The 25165-nt window shown below is 34.5% G+C and carries 22 protein-coding genes; 11 read left to right on the top strand and 11 right to left on the bottom strand.

Annotated features, from left to right (window positions below):
• Nucleotides 1-10: 10 nt before the first annotated feature.
• The 5 genes from pyk to ACFX5E_RS06005 form a co-directional block, all read right to left on the bottom strand.
• Nucleotides 11-1441, bottom strand: coding sequence for a pyruvate kinase (gene pyk, locus ACFX5E_RS06025; protein ID WP_379854282.1), 1431 nt, complete (start codon nucleotides 1439-1441; stop codon nucleotides 11-13).
• Between the two features lie 5 nt (nucleotides 1442-1446).
• The gene (locus ACFX5E_RS06020; protein WP_379854281.1) at nucleotides 1447-1935 is read right to left on the bottom strand and encodes an IPExxxVDY family protein; all 489 of its coding nucleotides are present in this window, start codon (nucleotides 1933-1935) and stop codon (nucleotides 1447-1449) included.
• A gap of 113 nt (nucleotides 1936-2048) precedes the next feature.
• Nucleotides 2049-2789: a ribonuclease III family protein gene (locus tag ACFX5E_RS06015; protein WP_379854280.1), complete on the bottom strand. Its 741-nt coding sequence runs from the start codon at nucleotides 2787-2789 to the stop codon at nucleotides 2049-2051.
• A gap of 4 nt (nucleotides 2790-2793) precedes the next feature.
• Nucleotides 2794-4047: a beta-ketoacyl-ACP synthase II gene (gene fabF / locus ACFX5E_RS06010; RefSeq protein WP_379854279.1), complete on the bottom strand. Its 1254-nt coding sequence runs from the start codon at nucleotides 4045-4047 to the stop codon at nucleotides 2794-2796.
• 179 nt (nucleotides 4048-4226) lie between these two features.
• A complete protein-coding gene (locus ACFX5E_RS06005; protein ID WP_007137004.1) occupies nucleotides 4227-4463 on the bottom strand; it encodes an acyl carrier protein in 237 nt (78 codons plus the stop codon).
• Between the two features lie 175 nt (nucleotides 4464-4638).
• Here ACFX5E_RS06005 and purN point away from each other — a divergent pair, with 175 nt between their 5' ends.
• From purN to ACFX5E_RS05985, 4 genes are all read left to right on the top strand, one after another.
• Nucleotides 4639-5202: a phosphoribosylglycinamide formyltransferase gene (gene purN / locus ACFX5E_RS06000; RefSeq protein ID WP_379854277.1), complete on the top strand. Its 564-nt coding sequence runs from the start codon at nucleotides 4639-4641 to the stop codon at nucleotides 5200-5202.
• 74 nt (nucleotides 5203-5276) lie between these two features.
• Nucleotides 5277-5756: a ribonuclease HI gene (rnhA, locus tag ACFX5E_RS05995; protein WP_379854276.1), complete on the top strand. Its 480-nt coding sequence runs from the start codon at nucleotides 5277-5279 to the stop codon at nucleotides 5754-5756.
• A 106-nt stretch (nucleotides 5757-5862) separates the two neighbouring features.
• A complete protein-coding gene (locus ACFX5E_RS05990; protein WP_379854275.1) occupies nucleotides 5863-6786 on the top strand; it encodes a PfkB family carbohydrate kinase in 924 nt (307 codons plus the stop codon).
• Between the two features lie 133 nt (nucleotides 6787-6919).
• A complete protein-coding gene (locus tag ACFX5E_RS05985) occupies nucleotides 6920-8818 on the top strand; it encodes an amidophosphoribosyltransferase (protein WP_379854274.1) in 1899 nt (632 codons plus the stop codon).
• Between the two features lie 750 nt (nucleotides 8819-9568).
• Here the strand turns inward: ACFX5E_RS05985 and ACFX5E_RS05980 are convergent.
• Together ACFX5E_RS05980 and ACFX5E_RS05975 are read right to left on the bottom strand one after the other, a co-directional pair.
• Nucleotides 9569-10177 (bottom strand): superoxide dismutase, encoded by a 609-nt coding sequence (locus ACFX5E_RS05980; protein WP_379854273.1) that lies wholly within the window; start codon nucleotides 10175-10177, stop codon nucleotides 9569-9571.
• Between the two features lie 323 nt (nucleotides 10178-10500).
• Nucleotides 10501-11184: a ComF family protein gene (locus ACFX5E_RS05975; protein WP_379854272.1), complete on the bottom strand. Its 684-nt coding sequence runs from the start codon at nucleotides 11182-11184 to the stop codon at nucleotides 10501-10503.
• 97 nt (nucleotides 11185-11281) lie between these two features.
• On the opposite strand from ACFX5E_RS05975, the gene ACFX5E_RS05970 reads away from it, so the two are divergent.
• Nucleotides 11282-12823, top strand: coding sequence for a glycine--tRNA ligase (locus tag ACFX5E_RS05970; RefSeq protein WP_379854271.1), 1542 nt, complete (start codon nucleotides 11282-11284; stop codon nucleotides 12821-12823).
• A 55-nt stretch (nucleotides 12824-12878) separates the two neighbouring features.
• Here ACFX5E_RS05970 and ACFX5E_RS05965 read toward each other — a convergent pair whose 3' ends face one another.
• The gene (locus ACFX5E_RS05965) at nucleotides 12879-13409 is read right to left on the bottom strand and encodes a DUF3575 domain-containing protein (protein WP_379854270.1); all 531 of its coding nucleotides are present in this window, start codon (nucleotides 13407-13409) and stop codon (nucleotides 12879-12881) included.
• A 471-nt stretch (nucleotides 13410-13880) separates the two neighbouring features.
• Here ACFX5E_RS05965 and ACFX5E_RS05960 point away from each other — a divergent pair, with 471 nt between their 5' ends.
• The 4 genes from ACFX5E_RS05960 (at nucleotide 13881) to ACFX5E_RS05945 (ending at nucleotide 17883) form a co-directional block, all read left to right on the top strand.
• Nucleotides 13881-14693: a LytR/AlgR family response regulator transcription factor gene (locus ACFX5E_RS05960; RefSeq protein ID WP_379854269.1), complete on the top strand. Its 813-nt coding sequence runs from the start codon at nucleotides 13881-13883 to the stop codon at nucleotides 14691-14693.
• 175 nt (nucleotides 14694-14868) lie between these two features.
• Nucleotides 14869-15027 carry a hypothetical protein gene (locus tag ACFX5E_RS05955; RefSeq protein WP_379854268.1) on the top strand — a complete coding sequence of 53 codons (159 nt, stop codon included), beginning with the start codon at nucleotides 14869-14871 and terminating at the stop codon, nucleotides 15025-15027.
• A 109-nt stretch (nucleotides 15028-15136) separates the two neighbouring features.
• Nucleotides 15137-17188 carry a tetratricopeptide repeat-containing sensor histidine kinase gene (locus ACFX5E_RS05950; protein ID WP_379854266.1) on the top strand — a complete coding sequence of 684 codons (2052 nt, stop codon included), beginning with the start codon at nucleotides 15137-15139 and terminating at the stop codon, nucleotides 17186-17188.
• A 2-nt stretch (nucleotides 17189-17190) separates the two neighbouring features.
• Nucleotides 17191-17883, top strand: a complete 693-nt coding sequence (locus ACFX5E_RS05945; RefSeq protein WP_379854265.1) for a response regulator — start codon at nucleotides 17191-17193, stop codon at nucleotides 17881-17883.
• Between the two features lie 63 nt (nucleotides 17884-17946).
• Here the strand turns inward: ACFX5E_RS05945 and thiL are convergent, their stop codons facing one another.
• On the bottom strand, nucleotides 17947-18996 hold the full coding sequence (thiL, locus tag ACFX5E_RS05940; protein ID WP_379854264.1) for a thiamine-phosphate kinase: 1050 nt from the start codon (nucleotides 18994-18996) through the stop codon (nucleotides 17947-17949).
• A gap of 106 nt (nucleotides 18997-19102) precedes the next feature.
• Here thiL and ACFX5E_RS05935 point away from each other — a divergent pair, with 106 nt between their 5' ends.
• Nucleotides 19103-20035 (top strand): 1-phosphofructokinase family hexose kinase, encoded by a 933-nt coding sequence (locus ACFX5E_RS05935; protein WP_379854263.1) that lies wholly within the window; start codon nucleotides 19103-19105, stop codon nucleotides 20033-20035.
• A gap of 160 nt (nucleotides 20036-20195) precedes the next feature.
• Here ACFX5E_RS05935 and lepA read toward each other — a convergent pair whose 3' ends face one another.
• Complete coding sequence (gene lepA, locus ACFX5E_RS05930; protein ID WP_073209088.1) at nucleotides 20196-21992, bottom strand: translation elongation factor 4; 1797 nt, start codon at nucleotides 21990-21992, stop codon at nucleotides 20196-20198.
• 381 nt (nucleotides 21993-22373) lie between these two features.
• Between lepA and dusB the strand changes: the two genes are divergently transcribed.
• Nucleotides 22374-23366, top strand: a complete 993-nt coding sequence (dusB, locus tag ACFX5E_RS05925; protein ID WP_379854262.1) for a tRNA dihydrouridine synthase DusB — start codon at nucleotides 22374-22376, stop codon at nucleotides 23364-23366.
• A gap of 215 nt (nucleotides 23367-23581) precedes the next feature.
• Here the strand turns inward: dusB and ACFX5E_RS05920 are convergent, their stop codons facing one another.
• Nucleotides 23582-25009 carry an MATE family efflux transporter gene (locus ACFX5E_RS05920; protein WP_379854261.1) on the bottom strand — a complete coding sequence of 476 codons (1428 nt, stop codon included), beginning with the start codon at nucleotides 25007-25009 and terminating at the stop codon, nucleotides 23582-23584.
• Nucleotides 25010-25165: the final 156 nt, after the last annotated feature.

Raw genomic sequence — 25165 nt, 5'->3', positions numbered from 1 at the left:
GATAGTTTTACTATTCTATTTCAGAAACTCTTAAGGTGTTTACCATTCCTTTATCTTTAATTGGCATTGCTGCTAAGTTGATAAGGAAATCTCCTTTTTTTACAAAACCTTTTTGTTTCACAATTTCGTTTATGTCCGTTACGGTATCATCTGTACTAACATCTTTGGTGTACATGAAAGATTTCACTCCCCATAATAAATTCAGTTGGGTAAGGATTCTTTTATTCGATGTAAATACTAAAATATGTGCATTTGGTCTCCAAGCTGAGATTTGAAATGCCGTATAGCCACTATTGGTCAAGGTACAAATCGCTTTTGCTTTGATCACATTGGCCATAGTTGCAGCATGATGACAAATTGTTTTTGTAATAAAACGTTTTGTTTTGATTTGTGGCGTATTTTGTGGAACGTGAATTAACGGAGAATCCTCAACAGCTTCAATGATTTGAGTCATTTTCTGGATTACCTGAACCGGATAATTCCCTGTAGCGGTTTCACCAGATAGCATCACTGCATCTGCGCCATCCATAACTGAATTGGCAACATCATTTACCTCTGCACGAGTTGGTGTTAAGCTGGTAATCATTGTTTCCATCATTTGCGTAGCTACAATTACCGGTATTCTTGCTGTTTTTGCTCTGCGAATCAATTCCTTTTGAACAAGGGGCACTTCATGTGCAGGAAGTTCAACACCTAAATCACCACGAGCTACCATCAAACCATCACAGTAAGCAACAATTTTGTCGATATTTTCTAATGCTTCTGGCATTTCGATTTTGGCAATAATTGGAATTTTATAATCAGAATGTTTGGCAATTAAATCCTGTAATTCTTGCAAATCTTGTGGTGTTTTAACAAATGAAAGTGCAATCCAATCTACATTTTGTCCAATGGCAAAAATAGCATCCGCAATATCTTTCTCGGTCATTGCAGGCAAAGATATTTTTGTGTTAGGAAGATTAACTCCTTTTTTAGATTTCAATTCCCCACCTTGAATTACTTTTGCGATAACCTCTGATTTTTTATCAGTTTCAATGATTTCGAAAATAAGTTTTCCATCATCCAGCAAAATTCTTTCCCCTGGATTCACATCATTTGGAAAGTTTTGGTATTTCATGAATACTTTTTTGGCAGTTCCTATAATGTCTTCGGCAGTAGTGAATGTGATTAAATCCCCATCATGAACTACAACGCCCTCTTCCATAACACCTACTCGAAGTTTAGGACCTTGTAAATCTCCAAGAATTGCAGTGGTGTACCCAAACTCTTCATTTAAACCTCGTATTAAATTAATCTTCTCTTTTACATCTTCATAGTCAGCATGGGAAAAATTCACTCTAAAAACATTTACACCTGCGTCAATCATGTCTTTTATGATTTCTCTTGTACTACAGGCAGGCCCCAGTGTGGCTACAATTTTCGTTTTTTTGTTTGTAAGCATTTGTTTTAAAAAATTAAATTGTTTTTTGATTTGATTTGATTCGGTTCAACCGTATAAATGGCCGAAATAGGATCAATTTTGTTTAGTATAGTTTGTATTTTAGATACGTCTATAATACCGTCGGTATTTTCTATTTTTAAGAAATAATCTACTTTTTTCAACTCAGGAAGTAAAAAGACTTTTGTTGCCACCTCCATGATTATATTTGAAAATAAATTGGGGCTATTTCCTTCTCTCTGTTGGATGACCTCGCTTTTATTTTGAATCAAATTCCAGGATATTGCATTTTCAATATCATAATAATAAAATCTTGAGAAATTTGTTTCTCCTTCTTTTATATTAATTTGAATTTCATTCTCGCTTTTACTTAGATTAATCGGAAGATTTTGATTAATAAGATAAGCCAAACGATAGTCTTCTAATGAAGTGTGAATAGCAATAAGATAATAATCTATTTCGTCAAATTCGCCAAGATCCAATTTATGAATACCCATTTCGTGCAAAATATGATGTAAATATAGTATTTCTATTGAAGTTTTATCCTCTTCAAATGAGATGTTTGCGTTAATTTATAAACGAAAACGTTATAGTTTTAATAAAATTGATATTATTTTCTATCCATCTTTTCTTGGAATGCAAAATAGGCGCGTTGGGATGCTTTTTCTTCTGCTTTCTTTTTAGAAGTGGCTCTGGCTTTTGCAATTACTTTATCATCGATGCTCAGTTTAACACCAAACAAACGTTGTCCATCAATCGCATTGTCCTCAAAAATATCAAAATGAAATATTTTTTTCTCTTTTTGACACCATTCTATAACTAAGCTTTTATAACTGATCACTTTTCCTTCGAGTCTGGCAATATCAACATAAGGAACGACAACTCTTTTTTGAATAAATTTTTCACAATAAACATAACCTCGGTCGAGGTAGATTGCTCCAACTAATGATTCAAATATGTTTCCGTGTATGTTTTCTCCAAAATGTTGTAATGGCACTTTGCTTTCAATATACTGGATTAAATTCAGATCCTTTCCTAATTCGTTCAGGTGTTCTCTGCTTACAATTTTAGAACGCATTTTGGTTAGGTAACCCTCGTCTCCTGCAGGTGCTTTGCTGAATAAATGGGCAGCAATAACAGAACTTAGCATGGCATCTCCCAAAAATTCTAAACGTTCGTAATTAATCGGATTTCCTAAAACATCCAAGCGATTAGAGGAACGGTGGGTGAATGCCTTTTTGTAATAATCTAGGTTTATTGGAGCAAAACCCAAGATTTTCTGGATAGAATCAAAAAAAATCCCGTCTTCTAGAGAACGGGATTTTGAAAATATTTTTCTAATTATACGCATATAATTAGATTTCTAATTTTTTTACCAATACACAAGCATTATGACCTCCAAAACCGAAAGTATTACTCATAACTACATTCATGTCTCTTTTCTGAGCTTTATTAAACGTGAAGTTTAATTTAGAATCGATGTTTTCATCATCGGTAAAATGATTGATTGTAGGTGGTACTATTCCATGTTTCAACGAAAGAATTGAAGAAATTGTTTCTACCGCTCCAGCTGCTCCAAGTAAATGACCAGTCATGGATTTAGTTGAATTTAAATTCATAGTATAAGCATGTTCTCCAAAAACATGCAATATTGCTTTAGATTCTGCCAAGTCGCCAAGAGGTGTGGAAGTTCCGTGCATATTTACACCATCCACATCGGTTGCCTGTAAGCCAGCGTCTCTCAAACAGTTTAACATTACATTTTTAGCGCCTAATCCATCAGGATGTGGTGCAGTAATATGGTAAGCATCAGCAGACATTCCGCCACCGCCTATTTCGCAATAAATTTTAGCTCCACGGGCTATGGCATGCTCGTACTCTTCAAGTACTAATGCGCCAGCTCCTTCACCTAAAATAAAGCCATCTCGGTCTTTATCCATTGGTCTTGAAGCAGTTTTAGGGTCGTCATTTCTGGTAGATAAAGCATGCATGGCATTGAAGCCACCCATACCCGCTATTGTCACCGCAGCTTCAGAGCCGCCGGTTACCATTGCATCAGCATGACCTAATCTAATATAATTGAAAGCATCAATAATAGCATTTGTAGAAGAAGCACAGGCTGAAACAGTTGTGAAGTTTGGACCTCTAAATCCGTATTTTATTGAAATATGACCACCGGCAATATCGGAAATCATTTTTGGTATAAAGAAAGGATTAAATTTTGGTGTTCCATCACCGGCTGCAAAGTTCAACATTTCGATTTGAAACGTTTCTAATCCACCAATTCCCGATCCCCAGATAACTCCAACTCTGTCTTTATCTAATTTTTCGAAATTAAAACCAGCATCAAGTACCGCTTCATCGGATGAAACCATGGCATATTGTGCATAGCGGTCCATTTTTCTGGCTTCTTTTCTATCTAAGAAATCTTCTGCATTAAAATTTTTCAATTCGCATGCAAATTGTGTTTTAAACTTTGAAGCATCAAAATAAGTAATTGGTGCAGCACCGCTAACACCGTTAATAAGCCCATTCCAATATTCTTGAATGTTATTTCCAATAGGAGTAAGCGCACCTAAACCTGTAACAACAACTCTTCTTAATACCATAATTTTTTATTTTGTTATCTTTAAACAAATAAAACCCACGCTTTCTTCAGTGTATTATTATTACAAAAGAGCCATGGGTATTACAATAAATATATTTTTGATTGAATTTCAATCGCGAATTTAATTTTAAAAAAAATAATAACACCCGTATACAAGATTGCAAACGGGTGTGTACTTTATTATTTTTTAGCTTCCTCGATATAAGAGATTGCTTGACCTACAGTAGCGATGTTTTCTGCTTGATCGTCTGGAATTTGAATGTCAAATTCTTTTTCGAATTCCATAATAAGCTCAACAGTGTCTAATGAGTCAGCTCCTAAATCATTAGTGAAGCTTGCTTCTGTTACAACTTCGTTTTCGTCAACACCTAATTTGTCTACGATAATCGCTTTTACTCTTGATGCAATGTCTGACATAATCTTTAATTTTAGAATTTAATTTGTTGGCAAAAATAAAAAACTTTATTTTAAAACAACCAATAAGTTAATAAATGTGACAACTAATTTATAAAATATATTTGACAAAGGCTTCTGAATGTTATTTAATTTCATTTTTTATTCCTTTTTTTGCATAATATAAATGGGTTGAATTATGAAAAAAATTGTCATTTTTGCTTCTGGATCGGGTACTAATGCTGAAAATATTATAAAATATTTTACTGAAACAAAAATAGGAACCGTTGTTGCTGTATTTACAAACCGCCCAGATGCAAAAGTAATTGAAAGAGCACAAAACTATCAAGTTCCTGTCGTAATTTTTTCAAAAAACGATTTAATTGAAAGTAAAATATTACAAAAGATAAACGCATTTCGCCCTGATCTAATCGTTTTGGCTGGTTTTTTGTTAAAATTCCCACAGAATATCATTGAAGCATACTCTGATAAAATAATAAATATACATCCGGCATTGTTACCTAAATATGGAGGCAAGGGAATGTACGGTATGAATATTCACAGAACAATAGTTGAAAACAAAGAAAAAGAGACCGGTATTACCATTCATTTTGTGAATGAAAATTATGATGAAGGGAATATTCTTTTTCAAAAAAATATTGTTTTGTCAGGAGATGAAACTCCGGAGGAAGTGGCTCATAAAATACATGAATTAGAACAAGAATATTTTCCGCAAGTAATTGAGAGATTGTTAGAAAATTAGACTTCATAGAAAAGCTACTATAGCATCACAAAAAATCTAATAATCAAAAAGGGCATCTAGTTTAAAAATCTAAAATGGAACACGACGTACATATATATACGGATGGCGCAGCCAAAGGAAATCCAGGACGCGGTGGTTATGGCGTTGTTATGGAATGGGTAGGAAAGCCCTATAAAAAGGAATTCTACGAAGGTTTTCGTCTGACCACAAATAACAGAATGGAATTATTAGCTGTCATTGTAGGATTAGAAAAGCTTAAAAATCCTAATACTCGAGTTTTAGTGGTTTCAGATTCGAAATATGTGGTCGATTCTGTGGAGAAAAAGTGGGTTTTGGGTTGGGAAAAAAAGGGGTTTGTTGACCGGAAAAACGCTGATTTGTGGAAACGTTTTTTGGTTATTTACAGAAAGCATAAAGTAAACTTCAAATGGATAAAAGGGCATAACAACCATATTCAAAACGAAAGGTGTGACGAGTTAGCCGTTATGGCTTCGATGCAAAAGCAACTTTCTGTTGATGAATTTTATGAAAAAGAAGCCGATAAGTTGTTGTAAGTGTCAAATTTTCAGGCATATAAATTGGCAAAACTTTACGATTATTAGTCTTTGCAATTTTATAACTTATAAACTATCTTTGCGCCTTAATTCGAAACTCATATAAATGAATAAATTATTGATTGTTGGAAGCGTTGCTTTTGATGCCATAGAAACGCCTTTTGGCAAAACTGATAAAATTTTAGGTGGAGCTGCACCTTACATAGGACTTTCGGCTTCTTTTTTTAATTTACAATCTGCCATAGTTTCTGTAGTTGGCGATGATTTTCCACAAGAATATTTAGATTTATTAACAGATAGAAATATTGATATTTCTGGACTTGAAGTAGTTAAAGGCGGAAAAACGTTTTTTTGGAGTGGTCTTTACCATAATGACTTGAATTCAAGAGATACATTGGCTACTGAGCTTAATGTTTTGGGTGATTTTCAACCAAAAGTGCCTCAAAATTTTAAAAATGCTGATGTAGTAATGTTAGGAAACTTGCATCCATTAGTACAAAGCAGTGTTTTAGATCAAATGGAAACTAAGCCCAAATTAGTAGTATTGGATACTATGAATTTTTGGATGGATTGCGCTTTGGCAGAGTTATTGGAAGTAATAAAACGTATAGATGTTATTACAATAAACGACGAAGAAGCAAGACAGCTTTCAGGAGAGTATTCATTAGTGAAAGCGGCTGCAATAATTCAAGGAATGGGACCAAAATACGTGGTTATTAAAAAAGGGGAACATGGTGCGCTTTTGTTTCATAACAAAGAAGTGTTCTTTGCTCCGGCTTTACCGTTAGAAGAAGTTTTTGATCCAACAGGTGCAGGAGATACTTTTGCAGGAGGATTCGCTGGATTTATTACACAGAGTGAAAATGTTTCATTCGAAAACATGAAAAATGCAATTATACACGGTTCGAATTTAGCTTCATTTTGTGTAGAGAAATTTGGAACCGAAAGAATGGTTGATTTAGAGAAAAAAGAAGTGTTGTCAAGATTGCAACAATTTAAATCTCTAACACAATTTGATATAGAATTATAATGTTTTGAAACCTCGGAAACGAGGTTTTTCTGGTTAATAAGATAAATTAACGAAGTAATTAAGCCTCGTTTCCCTCTCCTTTGGAGAGGGCATGGGAGAGGAAAACTACAACAAAACTACAAACAACAACACAATGAGCGACGCTTTACAACACGAATGTGGAATAGCACTAGTTAGACTACTCAAACCGCTTGAATTTTACAAGGAGAAATACGGAACTGCTTTCTACGGAATACAAAAAATGTATCTCCTTATGGAAAAACAACACAATCGTGGACAGGATGGGGCAGGTTTTGCAAGTATAAAACTAGACATGGAGCCGGGAGAACGTTACATCAGTAGAGTACGTTCTAATCATGCGCAACCTATTCAAGATGTTTTTGCACAAATAAATGACAGAATAAATGAAGAAATGGCCGCTCATCCTGAATATGCGGATGATGTCGCTCTTCAAAAAGAAAATATTCCTTACATCGGCGAATTGTTTTTGGGGCATGTTCGTTATGGAACATTTGGTAAAAACAGTATCGAAAGCGTTCATCCATTTTTGCGTCAGAACAACTGGATGCACAGAAATCTGATCTTGGCGGGTAATTTCAATATGACTAATGTAAAAGAACTTTTTCAAAGTTTAATAGAATTGGGCCAGCATCCAAAAGAAATGGCGGATACAGTTACTGTAATGGAAAAAATCGGTCATTTTCTAGATGATGCGGTAACTGATCTATATCAGGAATGTAAAAATGACGGATTAACTAAAAGAGATGCGTCAGCAGTAATAGCCGAAAAATTAGATGTAGCGAGAATCTTGACCAGAGCTTCTAAAAATCTAGATGGTGGTTATGCGATGGCAGGACTTTTAGGACATGGTGATTCTTTTGTATTCAGAGATCCTGCAGGAATACGTCCGGCTTATTTCTATCAAGATGATGAAATTGTTGTAGTGGCTTCTGAAAGACCGGTGATACAAACCGTATTCAATGTGCCTTTTGAAAAAGTACAGGAAATAGAGCCAGGAAATGCCTTAATAATCAAGAAAAATGGAACGGTTTCTATGCAGGAAATCCTTCCGCCAACGGTTAAAAAAGCATGCTCGTTTGAACGTATTTATTTTTCCAGAGGAAGTGACGCTGAAATATATCAGGAAAGAAAAACATTAGGAAAACTTATTTTGCCAGCTGTTTTGAAATCGATTGACGAAGACACAGACAACACCGTTTTTTCTTATATTCCTAATACTGCCGAGACTTCATTCTACGGATTGGTAGAAGCAGCTCAAGATTTCCTGAACCAAAGAAAGAACAACTACATTCTTGAAAACAGGAATACATTGACCAAGGATTCTTTACAAGAATTACTTTCCGTAAAAATCCGTACCGAGAAAGTGGCCATTAAAGATGCAAAACTCAGAACGTTTATCACAGAAGACAGTAGTCGTGATGATTTAGTGGCTCACGTATATGATGTTACTTATGGGGTGATAAAACCAACAGATAATTTGGTGATTATTGACGACAGTATTGTACGTGGAACTACGCTTAAAATGAGTATTATTAAAATGATGGATCGTTTAAATCCAAAAAGAATAGTAATCGTTTCCTCGGCGCCACAAATAAGATATCCTGATTGTTACGGGATTGACATGGCTAAGTTAGAAGGTTTAGTTGCGTTTAAGGCAGCTTTAGAATTACTTAAAGAAAGAAACTTATATCATATTGTTGATGAGGTGTATTTAAAATGTAAAGCACAGGAAAACTATAAAGACCATGATGTAGTAAATTACGTTACAGCAATATATGAGCCTTTTCAACCACAGGAAGTTTCAGATAAAATCGCCGAAATGTTGAGTTCTCCTGAAATAAATGCCGAAGTAAAAATAATATTCCAAACTGTAGAAGATTTGCATATCGCTTGTCCAAAAAACTTAGGGGATTGGTACTTTACCGGAGACTATCCTACAGCGGGTGGTAATCGAGTGGTAAATCGAGCATTTATGAACTTTTATGAAGGAAAAGATGTCAGAGCTTACTGATAGATGTCTGAAATTCAGATGTTAAACGTTTTTATTAGTTGTTCGTCTAATTTATTTGTTTACAACATATAAGTACTATAAATTTACTCCACCATATAACATTAGTAGGTTAAGTTTATGGTAGATTTGGGGCAAAAAGGGTGGGAGCAATTCCACCTTTTTTATTGGAATAAAGTCAAAAGCAGCTAAATTATGTAACGGCTATATATGAGCTATTTCAAGAGCAGGAAGCTTCAGATAAAATTGCTTAAAAGTTGAGTTCTCCTGAAATAAATGCCGAAGTAAAAATAATATTCCAAACTGCAGAATATTTGCATATTGTTTGTCCAGAAATTTAACGGATTGGTGTTTTACCAGAGACTATCCTATACCGAGTGGTAATCGCGTATTTATGAATTTTTACGAAGCAAAAGATGTCAGATCTTACTTATAAACTATTGTAAATCAACCATTAAACGTTTTTATAAGTTATTCATCTAATTTATTTGTTTAGAACATATAAGTGCTATAGATTTACTCCACCATATAACATTAGTAGGTTAAGTTTATGGTAGATTTGGGGCAAAAAGGGTGGAAGCAATTCCACCTTTTTTATTGGAATAAAGTCAAAGCCCCTAACCCCCAAAGGGGAAAAGAAACAGCCATACAAAACAAATTTTCTGTGACAACAAAAAAACAGGCTAGAAAAAAAGACAATTAAATCTTTTTTTCTGGCCTGTTATGCTAATTCCCGCTTTGGGGGTTAGTGGCTTATTTGTCCAAAGCATATCTTCTGGAAACTTCGGTCCAATTGATTACATTGAAAAATGCTTCAATATAATCAGGTCTTCTGTTTTGATAATGCAAGTAATACGCATGTTCCCAAACATCCATTCCTAAAATTGGAGTTCCGCCACAGCCTACGCCAGGCATCAAAGGATTATCTTGATTTGGAGTTCCGCATACATCTAGTTTTCCGCCTTTATGTACGCATAACCATGCCCAACCAGAACCAAATTGTGTAGCTCCTGCTTTGCTAAATTTTGCTTTAAACTCTTCAAAAGTTCCAAAAGCAGCTTCAATGGCAGCCAATAAATCACCAGTTGGAAGTCCGCCTCCGTTTGGAGTCATTACAGTCCAATACAAATTGTGGTTGTAAAAACCTCCACCATTGTTACGAACTGGCATGTTTTTCATGTCAAGATTAATCAAGATATTTTCAATAGTTTTACCTTCTAAATCTGTTCCGGCAATCGCTGCATTAACATTAGTAATGTAAGCGTTATGATGTTTAGTATGATGAATTTCCATCGTACGGGCATCAATGTAAGGTTCTAATGCGTCATACGCATAAGGTAATTGTGGTAATTCAAAAGCCATAATATGATTGTTTAAATTAATTTATAATAATATTTCATTCAAATTTATACATTTAACTTTGTAATCGGAAATTCTATTTCGTTATAATTTCATTAAATTAATTGATAGTGTGCTCTTTTTAATAGGAGATGTTATTGTAACATTATTGTTTTCAGGAGCTGTTTCCTGCTTTCCGCTGCAATCTTTCTAGTCCTGAACTTGTTTCAGGATCCTGAAACAAGTTCAGGACTAGAAAGGATTTTCACTTCACTCAGGGCTAAAAACGACTGTATTTTTTAATGCTATTTTTATCTTAATACAAAATTAGGGTTGAAATTTTTTTATCAGGATTGTGCCATCGCCATGCAAACGATACTAATTTTAGCTCCTGGAATTTTCATTATGGCACGAGAACAAGCTTCTAATGTTGCTCCTGTTGTGATAACATCATCAATTAAGAGAAAATGTTTATTGTGATTTTTTTCGGTAAAGGAAACATCGAAAATAGTTTCGATTCCTTCCGTTCTTCCCAAAAGGGTTTTCTTAGACTGCGTTTTTGAGTACACATTTCGAATTAACAGCGAATCATTATAAACCAAATTTAAACTAGCAGAAAGAGCAGTTCCAAAAGCAGTTACTTGATTGTATCCTCTCTCTTTTAATTTTTTTGGATGTAATGGAACCGGAATAATTTCGTCTACGGATTGCAATAGAGCTATTGTTTTTAAATCTTCGGCATACCATTCGCCAAGAATTGCACCTATTTCCTCATGTCCTTTGTATTTTAAATTATGGATGAGTTCTTGTACAATTCCTTTTTTATGAAAATAAAACAAAGCCGAAGTGTGAATTACAGGAATTCTTCCGTAAAACTTTTTGAAGGCATCATTTTCCGGATTCAAGTGATGATTCGTCAACGGAATATCGTGTCGGCAAACGGTACAAATCACATTTTCATTAGATAACAAAAAAGAGCTGCAACCGGAACAGACTTTTGGAAAAAAGAGGTTTATAATGCTTTCAAACATATAATCAGGGATTTATTTATAAAAATAGACAAATCAATGCTTCAATCTTTAACAATTTTCTTTTTTTTTAGTTCACTTTTTATATTTTTGCAGTATTATGGCAAAACAAGAAGATTTATTTAAGAATGTAATTTCGCACGCAAAAGAATACGGATTTATTTTTCCGTCAAGCGAAATTTACGATGGTCTAAGTGCAGTCTATGATTATGCACAAAACGGAGTAGAGTTAAAAAAGAACATACGCGAATATTGGTGGAAAGCGATGGTTCAAATGAACGATAACATCGTAGGTCTTGACGCGTCAATATTGATGCACCCAACGACTTGGAAAGCTTCAGGTCACGTGGATGCTTTCAACGATCCATTAATTGATAACAAAGATTCAAAAAGAAGATATAGAGCCGATGTTTTGATTGAAGATTATGCCGAAAAGCTGAATCAAAAAGCGATCAAAGAAATCGAAAAAGCAAGAAGTCGTTTTGGTGATGCTTTCAACGAGCAGGAATTTGTAACTACAAATGCTCGAGTGATTGAATACAAAGCTAAAGAAAGAGAAATTCTGGAAAGAATGGCTCGTTCGCTTGGTAACGAAGATCTTGAAGATGTAAAAGCTTTAATCGAAGAACTGGAAATTGCCGACCCAGAAACAGGTTCTAGAAACTGGACCGAAGTGCGTCAATTTAACTTGATGTTTGGTACCAAATTAGGAGCATCAGCTGATACGGCAATGGATTTATACTTACGTCCGGAAACAGCTCAGGGTATTTTTGTGAATTTCCTGAATGTACAAAAATCAGGAAGAATGAAAGTTCCTTTTGGGATTGCACAAACTGGTAAAGCTTTTAGAAATGAAATCGTTGCAAGACAATTTATTTTCCGTATGCGGGAGTTCGAACAAATGGAAATGCAATTTTTTGTACGTCCAGGCGATGAAATGAAATGGTACGAACACTGGAAATCAGCAAGACTTAATTGGCATTTGTCATTAGGACTTGGAAAAGAAAATTACCGTTTCCACGATCATGAAAAACTAGCACATTACGCCAATGCAGCAGCTGATATTGAGTTTAATTTCCCTTTTGGATTCAAAGAATTAGAAGGGATTCACTCGCGCACTGATTTTGACTTGAAGGCACACGAACAATTCTCCGGTAGAAAATTACAGTATTTTGATGCCGAATTGAATCAGAATTATGTTCCTTATGTAGTGGAAACTTCAGTAGGATTAGATAGAATGTTCTTGGCTGTTTTTGCAACTTCATTAAAAGAAGAAACATTAGAAGATGGTTCTACGAGAACAGTTCTGAAATTACCATCCGTTTTGGCACCAACCAAAGCAGCAGTTTTACCATTAGTTAAAAAGGACGGATTACCAGATATCGCTCATAAAATTGTTGATGATTTACGTTGGGACTTCAATGTGGCGTACGATGAAAAAGATGCTGTAGGAAGACGTTATAGAAGACAGGATGCTCTTGGAACTCCGTTTTGTATTACCGTTGATCATCAAACTATAGAAGATCAAACGGTAACCATTCGTCACAGAGATTCGATGAAACAGGATCGTGTAAAAATTTCCGATTTGAAATCAATTATCGAAAATGAAGTTTCGATTAAAAACTGGTTGATGAAAATGTAATCAAACTATCTATAATTTATAAAAAAATGCTTCTCGATCGAGAAGCATTTTTTGTTTAAAATCTATATCCAAGTGTTATTCCACCTCGTCCAACTATTTCAGGGCTATTGCTGTTAAATAAATTTCTGCCAATACCAGCGTTTATTTCAAAAACAAATCCTCTTTTTTGTACCCATTTTGCACCTAAACCAAAACCCAAAGCAACATCTGTGAAATTTTTTCCTTCTACCAAATAATAGTTTTGATTTACTGAATCGTATTCTGAATCACTTCCAGTATTTCCCGAATTAATCATTCCGAACCCTTCAACAAAAAAGCCGGCTGCTGTTTTTTTGCCAAAATAAGCACGGTAATACGGTGTTAAACTAAATTGGGTATCAAAATCTTCCTCCTTAACAAAAAATAAAGAAACTCCTAATCCGGAATCTTCGTTAAGTAATCGTTCATAAGTAATTTCACCAGCTCCTAATACTAAGAAAAGAACATTTCCTTTAATCTCATTTCTTTTGAAATCGATTGTTTCTTTTTCTTGGCTAAAACCAGATAAAAAAGAAGTTAAGCACATTACAATAAATAGTTTTTTCATAGAAATAGTTTTTTGTTTAAAAGTAGGATAAATTTGTAAAAAACAATGCTTTTCATATTTAATTTAATGTTGGTTAATTCAGATAAAGTGTTAGTCAATTAATTTACTTTTGTCTTCTCCTTAAGTAATTCCTATGCGGAAAGTTTTTTTGTTACACCACGAAATGTTTTTTAGAGATGATTTACGAAATGAATTTAATCCAGAGTGCCTTTTGAAAATATGATTCATGTACTTTATCGGATTTATTTGCACTTCATCTTAATGTATTAACATTTGTTAAAAACATATTAACAAGAGCTATTGAAAAATGGTTAAATGCTTATTTTTAGAAGGTTAACAAGAATATTGAAGTTAAAAACTCTTTTTTAATTTAATTAGTTTATCCAAACTACTTACATAATTTAATAATTTGAAGTATATTTTACTTTGGACCACTGATAAAATGCCTAACCCCATCAGGAAAAAAAATTGATGAATTATTCGTACATTATTATTGACGATAATCAGGAAAGTTTTTTGAATACGAAAGCCGTTGCAGATGGTTTTTCGGAGCTTATTTTTGTGGCAGAAGCAAACAATTATAACGATGGCTTAAATCTCATATTAGAATTTAAGCCGGATTTAATTTTTCTCGAAATTAATCCAATCAATAAAGACAGTAACTTATCATTGGCTCTTATCAATGAATTGTATAGATTCTTGAATGTAATCCCTAAAATCATTGTCACAACGACCAATAAAGATTTGGCTTTTGAGGCAATACAATATGAAGTGGCAGATTATTTGTTGAAACCTTTGATAAATATTGATTTGGTAAAATTAATTTTGAAATTGAATAAATCTTGTATTCCGTTTCAAATACCAAAAGAGCAAACAATTATCCTTGAAGAAAAACCAACTTCTACTATACAGCAGAAACCTATAAATGAGGAAAAACAATTGATGTTATGTGTGAAATCCTATGGTGATTACCGGTATATTGATGCCAAAGATATTTGCTATCTTCAAGCGGATAATAATTCTACAGACATTCACCTTAATAATGGTGAAATGATTACTGCATTCAAAACATTAAAGCATTTTGAAGGAATTCTATCTTTTCCTTTTATTAGAATTCACAACAGTTATATCGTAAACCGAAATTGTATTTCCCGAATTCATACTGGAAATACGGTGTGTTATATTAAAAATACTACCGTCAAAATTCCCTTTTCTAAATCGTATAAGGCAAATGTAGACCAGATTATTTCTGATTTCTCCAATGGAAATTACCTAGAAATTTAAAAACTGTCATTTACCCTAATTTGACAGTCATTCACTCTCAGATGACCTTGTTCTACCATAAACCCTTTTTTTTGTAAGAAAATTTAAGATTGCCATTGTAGTTTTACTAGAGAAATTCTTGCTAAAAGAATGGTAACTATCGTAAAATCAATTAAAAACATAAAAAACCCAAATCATGAAAAAAGCAATCTTAACAATCGGTTTATTCTCTTTAGTAATGGTATTAACTTCATTTACTGCACCAGAGACTTCAAACAAAACTAAAGTAGATACTAAAACAAGCTTAAATATCATTGGAGGAACTTCTGTTAAACAAGAGGTGAAAGTAGATTAATATTTTTCAACAAAATTTTTAAAAAATATTTAGGCTATCAAATTTTGATAGCCTTTTTTCATGTCAATAGTTTTATTTTAGTATTTTTGATTAAATTCATTAGCGACTATTGAAAAATAAATACTACATACTTCTATTATTGTTTCTGATTTTTATTTTTTTTGGTTGTGCCAAAAAAAAGGCAGAAAACAGTCCTGTTACTTCATCGGCAGACAGTCTATCCGCTTATTTTTTATTGGCAAATGATTTCAATTTAGTTTTAGAGAAAAGGCAAGAATATAATCGCAAGTCATTTGAAATAATTGTAAATCAGGAAAATGATTCTCTAAACCGAGTAAATCTGTTCAAAGTGGCTAATCGATATTATAACATGAAGAATTGGAAAGACTTTAATAAAACGGTATATTTTGTTTTAAAGAAGTCGGAAAGTGTTAATGATACTGTAAGTATGACAAAAGCCTATACTTATTTAGGGGATTATTATGAGTCACAGGCAATTTTGGACAGTTCATTCCAGTTCTATAAAAAAGCAGCGAATATGTATGAAGACCAGGGCGATAATCTAAATTGGGGTAAAACATTAATAAATAAAGCTACTTTACAATATCAAGCGGGTGATTATTTAGGGGGTGAAAAAGCAATTTTCAATGTATTACGAATAATTAAAGGAGAAAAGCAAACAACTAATATTTTATACGATGCTTATAATCTTCTGGGAGTAATATATGCTGAGCTTGGGGAATATGAAAATGCAATTGCATATCATAATAAAGCTTTAGTGATCAGTAACGATGAAATAATACCGAAGGAATTTCAGTCGAAAGCTACTACGTTTAACAATATCGGATTTCTTTATCTCAGTTCGCAAAATTACTTGCTCGCAAAAAGGTATTTTCAAAAAGGATTGGAACAAAAAAACCTAGCTATTCAAAAACCATCCGTTTATGCGATGTTGTTGGATAATTTAGCATATTCTAAATTTAAACTAAATGAAAATGAGGGGCTTCCGAAAATGTTTTACCAGTCGTTGAAACTGAGAGAAAGTCTAAAACTGAATTCTGGAATATTTATCAATAAAATCCATTTATCTGAGTATTTCGTTTCAAAAACGGATACAATTAAGGCATTACAATATTCTAAAGAAGCTTTGTTACTTGCTCGAAGCACTGATATTTCTGCATACATTTTAGTGGCGTTAAAACAATTGGCTGTTATTGAACCCAAAAATGCGGCAGTTTACAACAAAGAATATATTCATGTTAATGAAAATTTGCAAAAAGCAGAACGAAAAATGGGCGATAAATTCTCCCGCATTGAATATGAAACTGATCAGATAAAAGACGAGAACACTGATTTGGAAACTAAAAACAGGAATTTATTATTTGGATTCAGTGCTTTAACTGTCTTGGGATTATTTTTATATATTCTCAAAGCCCAAAAAACAAAAAATAGAGAATTACTTTTCAAACAAGAACAACAAAAGGTAAATGAGGAGATTTATAATCTAATGATTTCGCAACAAAACACCATAGAAACCAATAGGGTACAAGAGAAAAAAAGGGTAGCCCAGGAATTACATGATGGAGTTTTGGGAAGAATGTTTGGCGTACGAATGAATCTGGACGGCTTGAATAAATTAAATGATGAACCAGCCGTTAAACAGAGGATCAGCTACCTGTCGGAATTGAAAAACATAGAGCAAGATATTCGTGAAATTTCACATGATTTGAATAGAGAAAAATCAGAATTAATTAATAACTTCGTTGCCATTGTAGATAATTTATTGGAAGATCAAAAAAAGACATTCAAACCCAAATTAATTGCAATTATTGACAGAACTATAAAATGGGAATTAGTGAGTAATGCCATTAAAATAAATTTATATAGGATTATCCAAGAGTCACTTCAAAACATTAACAAGTATGCTGAAGCAAATTCTATTAAAGTAGAACTCAAAAAAAGGGATGGAGACTTATTTTTAACGATAAGTGATGATGGTAATGGATTTGACACAAAGAAGTCAAAAAAGGGTATTGGTTTGCAAAATATACATTCCCGAACCACAGAATGCAATGGAACTGCTGATGTACAATCAAAAAAAGGAAATGGAACAATCATAACGATTGTAGTTCCTTTTGAAAATAAACAAATACTTACATAGAAATGACAATTGCCTCAAATGTAAAGACGATAACTAAAAATAATATCTTAATAGTTGATGATCACCCTTTTATTATTGAGGGCTACAAAAATGCGATAACAAGATATAATCCTAAAGACTTTGAATTCTTAATTAGTCAGGCGAAAGATTGCGAATCAGCATATACTATTATTACAAACCCCGATACTATGGTTTTTGATATTGCTTTTTTAGATATTAGTATGCCTCCTTACGAAGAAAAGGGAATTTATAACGGAGAGGATTTGGCAAAGTTGATTGCTGAATACATGCCAAACTGCAAAATTATTTTGCTTACAATGTATACTGAATTGTTGAAAATAAAGACCATTATCAAGACAATTAACCCAAATGGTCTGGTTATAAAAAATGATTTAACATTTGATGAATTGCTTTTTGCTTTTGATAAAGTTATAAAAGGCAAAACCTATTATAGTGAATCAGTTCTGAATATGTTGAACTTGTCTGAAGATACTATAGAAATTGACCAATTTGATAAACAAATTTTGTTTCATTTATCTAAAGGAACCAAGTTGAATGAAATACCGCAATATATCCCAATATCTTTAGGTGCCATTGAAAGAAGAAAAATAAACTTGAAAGAATTATTGAAAGTGGAAGAAGGCAGCGATATTGAATTAGTTCGAGAGGCTAAAAATAGAGGATTGCTTTTTTAGCTTTTTAAAATAATTAAACAAAAAAGACACTGAATAAGTATCTTTTTTGTTTAATTAAAAAAATTATTCTTCTCTGATCGCATCCCAACCACGAGCTTTTAAAGCGATTCTTGTATTGGCTCGAGTCACTAAATGAATTCCTTCGCTTTCTTGTGTCATATGTCCAATGATGGTAAAATTTGGATTCCCTTTTATTTTTTCAAAGTCTTCCATAGCAATAGTAAAAAGTAATTCGTAATCTTCACCGCCATTTATTGCAACGGTTGTGCTGTCAATATTGAATTCCTCACATACATTTATAAATTGAGGATCGATAGGTAATTTATCTTCATATAAATTACAACCCACTTTAGACTGCTTGCATAAATGCATAATTTCGGATGACAATCCATCAGAAATGTCAATCATTGAAGTTGGTTTTATTTCTAAAGCATGCAGTAAAGTACGCACATCCTTTCGGGCTTCCGGTTTTAATTGTCGTTCGATAAGATACGTATAGGCATCTAAATCAGGTTGTGAATTTGGATTCACCTGAAACACTTGTTTCTCGCGTTCCAAAACTTGTAAACCCATATAGGCAGCGCCAAGATCACCTGTTACGACTAATAAATCAGTTTGTTTTGCACCATTTCTATAAACAATCTCCTCTTCATCTGCTTCGCCAATAGCTGTGATACTAATTATTAATCCTTTTTGTGATGAGGTGGTATCTCCGCCAATAACGTCTACTTTGTATTCGTTGGCCGCATGTGTAATTCCTGCAAATAATTCGTCTAAAGCTTCTAAAGGGAAACGATTGGATACTGCAACAGAAACGGTGATTTGTGTTGCTTTAGCATTCATCGCACAAATGTCAGAGATGTTAACTACGACTGCCTTGTAACCTAAATGTTTTAACGGCATATAAGCCAAATCAAAATGTACGCCTTCAATCAGCAAATCAGTTGAGATAACTACCTTTTTATCTTTGAAATCCAAAACTGCAGCATCATCGCCAATCCCTTTTAGAGTTGAAGGTTGATTGATTTCAAAGTTTTTTGTCAAATGGTCAATCAATCCAAATTCTCCTAATTGTGCGATACTTGTTCGTTGTGGGCTTTTATCTTCAATCATTTTTTTCTTTCTTTTGAGGTTGCAAATATACAAAGAAATATTCGCCTCGAATTGCATCAATTTTTGACATTTTTTTCGCATCTTTAAGTTATTAAATTCATAAACAATGGAATCATTTGATATCGTTACTATTACAGTTAACTCGGCTTTGGATAAAAGTACCCACTTTAAAGGCTTGGTTCCAGAACAGAAAATACGATGCGATGAACCGCGATTTGATGCTGGTGGAGGCGGAATCAACGTATCTAAGGCAATTTCGCGTTTAGGAGGAACTTCTTTAGCGGTTTTTACCTCTGGTGGACCTACAGGTAAAATGCTGGAAGAATTGGTTAGTAAAGAATCGATTACTTATGAAGCTGTTGCTGTTCAGAGTTGGACCAGAGAAAGTTTTGTTGCCGTGGATGATAATACCAATTCACAATACCGATTTGGATTTACAGGTGGAAAAATTTCCGAAGAAGAAAGCAACAGAATATTAGCAACCATAGCTGCTTTAAAACCAAAATTTTTAGTAGCCAGTGGCAGTTTAAATGAAGGTTTGTCAACAGATTTTTATCGGAAAATTGCAGAAATCGCAAAAAAATCAAACGCTAAATTAATTGTGGATACTTCAGGCGAAGCATTAAAAAAAGCGTTAGAAGTCGGTGTTTATATGATTAAGCCCAATGTTGGTGAACTCGCAAAACTGATTGGTGTTGAGCGATTAGAACTGGAAGAAGTAAATGAAGCTGCAAAACAAATCATAGCGAAAGGCGGCGCAGAAATAGTAGTCGTTTCCCTTGGTCCACAAGGTGCCGTGTTGGTTACAAAGGATGTTTACGAGTTTGTTCCTGCTCCCAATGTTGCCAAAAAAAGTACTGTAGGTGCCGGCGACAGTATGGTGGGAGGAATGGTATGGGCGCTTTCGCAAAATAAAAGTCTGAAAGAAGTCATTCGTTGGGGAGTCGCTTGCGGTTCGGCAGCAACGATGAATGAGGGAACCCAATTGTTTAAATTGGAAGATGCAAAACGATTATTTGAATGGTTGAAAAATAAATAAATGTATTGTTGCTGCGCATTTTATTTTAGAGACGCACGATGTAGAGACGCACTGCAGTGCGTCTCTACGATATTGAAAAAAAACAAAAAAACCTGACAATTTTTACATCGTCAGGTTTTTTCTATTTTCTATTCTCTTTATTCTTTCTTCTAAAAAAAATCTAATCATTCAATTTCAAAACAGCCATAAACGCTTCTTGTGGAATTTCAACATTTCCAACCAATCTCATACGTTTTTTACCTTTTTTCTGTTTTTCTAATAATTTACGTTTACGGGAAATATCTCCACCATAACATTTAGCGGTAACGTCTTTACGCAATGCTTTTATTGTTTCACGAGAAATTACTTTTACCCCAATTGCCGCTTGAACAGGAATATCAAATTGCTGACGCGGAATTAGTTCTTTCAGTTTCTCACACATTTTTTTACCAATAGAATATGCGTTGTCGGCATGCATCAAGGATGATAAAGCATCAACTATCGTAGCGTTCAATAAGATATCCACTTTAACCAAATTAGAAGTTCGCATCCCAATTGGAGTATAATCAAACGAAGCATATCCTTTAGAAACAGTTTTCAAACGATCGTAAAAATCAAATACAATTTCAGCCAAAGGCATGTCGAAAGTCAACTCTACTCGTTCCGTAGTCAGATACGTTTGGTTGGTAATCAAGCCCCTTTTTTCGATACACAAACTCATTACATTTCCAACATAATCAGATTTGGTAATGATTGTTGCTTTTATAAAAGGTTCTTCAACATGGTCTAAACGAGATGGCTCCGGCAAGTCCGAAGGATTATTTACTATAAGCGGCGTTGTAGGGTCTTTTTTGGTGTAAGCCAAATACGAAACGTTGGGAACGGTAGTAATCACAGTCATGTTAAACTCTCTCTCCAAACGTTCCTGGATAATTTCCATGTGTAACATTCCTAAGAATCCGCAACGGAAACCAAATCCTAAAGCTGCTGAGCTTTCCGGTAAAAAAACCAGCGAAGCGTCATTCAACTGCAGTTTTTCCATAGAGTTTCTCAACTCCTCATAATCTTCGGTATCTACAGGATAAATCCCAGCAAAAACCATTGGTTTCACGTCTTCAAAACCTTTAATAATATTCGTTGTTGGTGTTTTTGCATCCGTTAACGTATCTCCTACTTTTACTTCTTTCGCTTCCTTAATTCCAGAAATCAAATACCCAACATCACCAGCTGAAATTACTTGTTTCGGAACTTGGTTTAATTTTAAAGTCCCAATTTCGTCCGCAAAATATTCGTTTCCGGTAGCCATGAATTTTATCTTCTGACCTTTTTTAATCTGACCGTTTTTTACACGAAAAATAACTTCAATTCCTCTAAACGGATTGTAGTGTGAGTCAAAAATCAACGCTTGCAATGGCTCATCAACATTTCCTGATGGAGGCGGGATTTTTTCGATAATCGCTGCCAATATATTTTCTACTCCAAAACCAGTTTTACCCGAAGCATGAATAATATCTTCCAATTTACATCCAAGCAAATCAATAATATCGTCACTTACTTCCTCAGGATTGGCACTTGGTAAATCCACTTTGTTCAAAACCGGAATAATTTCCAAGTCATTCTCCAAAGCCAAATATAAATTCGAAATCGTTTGTGCCTGAATACTTTGCGCTGCATCTACAATCAAAAGTGCGCCTTCACAAGCCGCAATAGAACGAGAAACTTCATACGAAAAATCCACGTGTCCAGGAGTGTCAATCAAATTCAGGATGTATTCTTGTCCTTTATACGTGTATTCCATCTGAATCGCGTGACTTTTTATGGTTATCCCGCGTTCGCGCTCCAAGTCCATGTTATCAAGCAATTGCGCTTTTTCTTCACGAGCGGTAACGGTTTGTGTTGCGCCAAGTAATCGGTCAGCAAGCGTACTTTTCCCGTGGTCAATATGTGCAATAATGCAAAAATTCCTAATATGTTTCATTTTCCGTTTATATCAAATTTATTTAGGTTTACCCTGAATTTGTTTCAGGGCGTGACCACAAGGGTCGGGCTATCCGTTTCAAGTCCTCGCAAAGTTCCGTCCCGAAGCGTCGGGACTGCGCCTCACTGTGGGCTTTCCACTGCTATCCCTCACGCAAATACCAGTTTATTTTAAATTACCTGACAGCCACTGGCTGTCCTCCTCTTAATCTCAAATCTCACGCAATCGCCAAACAGCGACAATTAATCTGCAAATATAAGCTAAAATCAATAGCTTCAAAGCCTAGAATTAGTAAACTAATGGGTTAAGTAAGAACTCTTTTCGGTAACTACTTTCTGCTATTCATCTAAATGTTGTAATTTTGCACCAAATTAAATGAAGATGATTAAGATTGGCAACATAGAATTACCTGATTTCCCTTTACTTCTCGCACCTATGGAGGATGTGAGCGATCCGCCTTTTCGCAGGTTGTGTAAGATGCACGGTGCTGATATGATGTATTCTGAATTTATTTCATCTGAAGGCCTAATCCGTGACGCCATCAAAAGCCGAATGAAATTAGATATTTTCGATTACGAACGCCCAGTTGGAATCCAGATTTTTGGCGGTGACGAGGAAGCGATGGCAATGTCCTCCAAAATTGTTTCAGCAGTAAACCCGGATATCATTGACATTAACTTTGGTTGCCCTGTCAAAAAAGTGGTTTGTAAAGGTGCTGGAGCCGGAGTTTTAAAAGATGTAGATTTAATGATTCGCTTGACAAAAGCAGTAATTGATAGTACCCATTTGCCAGTGACAGTAAAAACGCGCTTGGGTTGGGACGATAATTCGATAAATATTGATGAGGTTGCAGAGCGTTTACAAGACATTGGTGTTGCCGCTTTGAGCATTCACGCCAGAACTCGAGCCCAAATGTATAAAGGTCATTCCGACTGGTCACACATTGCCCGAGTAAAAAATAATCCCAGAATTACAATGCCTATTTTTGGTAATGGCGACATTGATTCTCCGGAAAAAGCATTACAATATAAAAATGAATATGGCATCGACGGAATTATGATTGGTCGTGCTGCGATTGGTTATCCTTGGATTTTCGACGAAATCAAACATTACTTCAAAACTGGGGAACATCTGGCAAAACCTACTGTGATTGATAGGGTTGAAGCGGTTCGAAATCATTTAACATGGGCAATGGAATGGAAAGGTGAGCGTCTTGGAATTGTAGAAACGCGTCCGCATTACACTAATTATTTCAAAGGAATTCACTCTTTTAAACCACATAAACAACAATTAGTTACGTTAGATCATCCTGAAGAGTTGTTCGCCGCTTTGAATGAAATCGAAGATGTGTATGCCGGCTACGAGGTTGTTTAAACCCACATTCCGGATTAGACTTCGTTGCGAAACTAAATTATTCAATAAAAGCGAGAGCTCACGGACTATTTTTGAAGAAGGAATACATTTGTATTTTGAATTTAAAAATGGGAGTAAGTTCTTGGTTTTGAAGAAGAATTTAGTTGTAGTAGATTTCTAATGCGGAATTTGGGTTAAAACACAAAAGGCTTAACAAATTTGTTAAGCCTTTTGTATTATACTTTTATATGTTTCCATTTTCCTCTTTTGTAGAGAACAATACTTGCCAAAGTAATTGCGGTTTCGGCTATAGGAATCGCCATAAAAACACCTGTTGGGCCCATTTTATAATATTTGGACAATAAATAAGCCAACGGAATTTGGAATAACCAGAATCCGAAAAAATTAATCATTGTAGGAGTCCAGGTATCACCGGCACCATTGAATGTATTAATTAACACCATCCCTATTCCGTAAAAAACATATCCCAAACACATTGTCTGTAATGCTTCAACGGCAATCTTTTGAATAATCAGGTCGTTAGTGAAAAATGAAATCAGAGAACGGGAAAAAATCAATGTAATAACCGTAATAATCGCCATAAAAATTACATTGTATTTTGCCGTGGTAAAAACTGATTTTTCGGCACGTTCAATTTTTTTAGCGCCTAAGTTTTGACCTACTAAAGTCGCGGCGGCATTACTTAATCCCCAAGCAGGCAGAATAAAAAACATCATGATGCGTAATGCCGTTTGATATCCTGCAGAACCATGATCTCCGCCGGTTGTGGCGACTAATTGAGCCAGAAAAATCCAACTGCAGGAAGCAATTACAAACTGTAATACTCCAGGGGCAGCTATTTTTAACAATGCTTTAATCTGTTCCAAATCTGGAATAAAATAAGCAGGAATAATTTTTAGAGTTCCTCGACCATTAAATAAATGATACAATTGGTATAAAACACCAATACTTCTTCCAATAGTTGTTGCCATTGCAGCACCCATTAATCCAAAAGCGGGAATGGGTCCAAGTCCATTAATTAATATAGGACATAAAATAATGTTACAAATATTAGCCAACCAAAGACTTTTCATGGCAATGGCAGCATTTCCCGCGCCACGAAATATTCCGTTAATAAGAAACAGAAGCATGATACACAAACTTCCGCCCATCATAATTCGAGTGAAGTTAACTCCATATTCAACTGCTTCAACGGAAGCTCCCATAAATAACAATATATCTTTGGCGTAAATAAAACCAAAGATGCTGATTATTGTATTGATGACAAATGCTATTATGATGGCTTGCATTCCAGCTTTTGCAGCAGCGACAGGATCTTTTTCGCCAATTCGACGAGCAACAACCGCAGTAGCGGCCATACTAATTCCGATAGCAAGAGAATAAACAATCGTGATTACTGATTCGGTCAAGCCAACCGCTTGAATGGCGTAACTGCTTTGTTCTAAATGACCAACAAAATATAAATCGACAAGCGCGAAAACTGATTCCATAAGCATTTCCAATACCATCGGAATGGCAAGAAGAATTACTCCTTTTTTGATGCTTCCAGAAGTGTAATCAAAAGATTCATCTCCTTTAATAGCTTGTTTTAATGTTGTGAAAATTCGAGAAAATAAGTTTTTTTCTAATGTTGTTTCTGTCATGATAAATTAGGATTAATGAGAAGATTAGTCCAAACTTATTAGCTGAACTTAGAAGTAAATAAAGGGGTCCTAATTATTTTAAAAATAAAGAAGGACTAGACAGAAACTATCATAGCGTTTAGATTTTAAAAAAGTAAATGTAAATATTTTTTTTAA

This window comes from Flavobacterium xylosi (assembly GCF_042787345.1).
In the GTDB taxonomy this organism is placed as follows: domain Bacteria; phylum Bacteroidota; class Bacteroidia; order Flavobacteriales; family Flavobacteriaceae; genus Flavobacterium; species Flavobacterium xylosi.
This window is presented reverse-complemented; position numbering and strand designations above follow the sequence as displayed.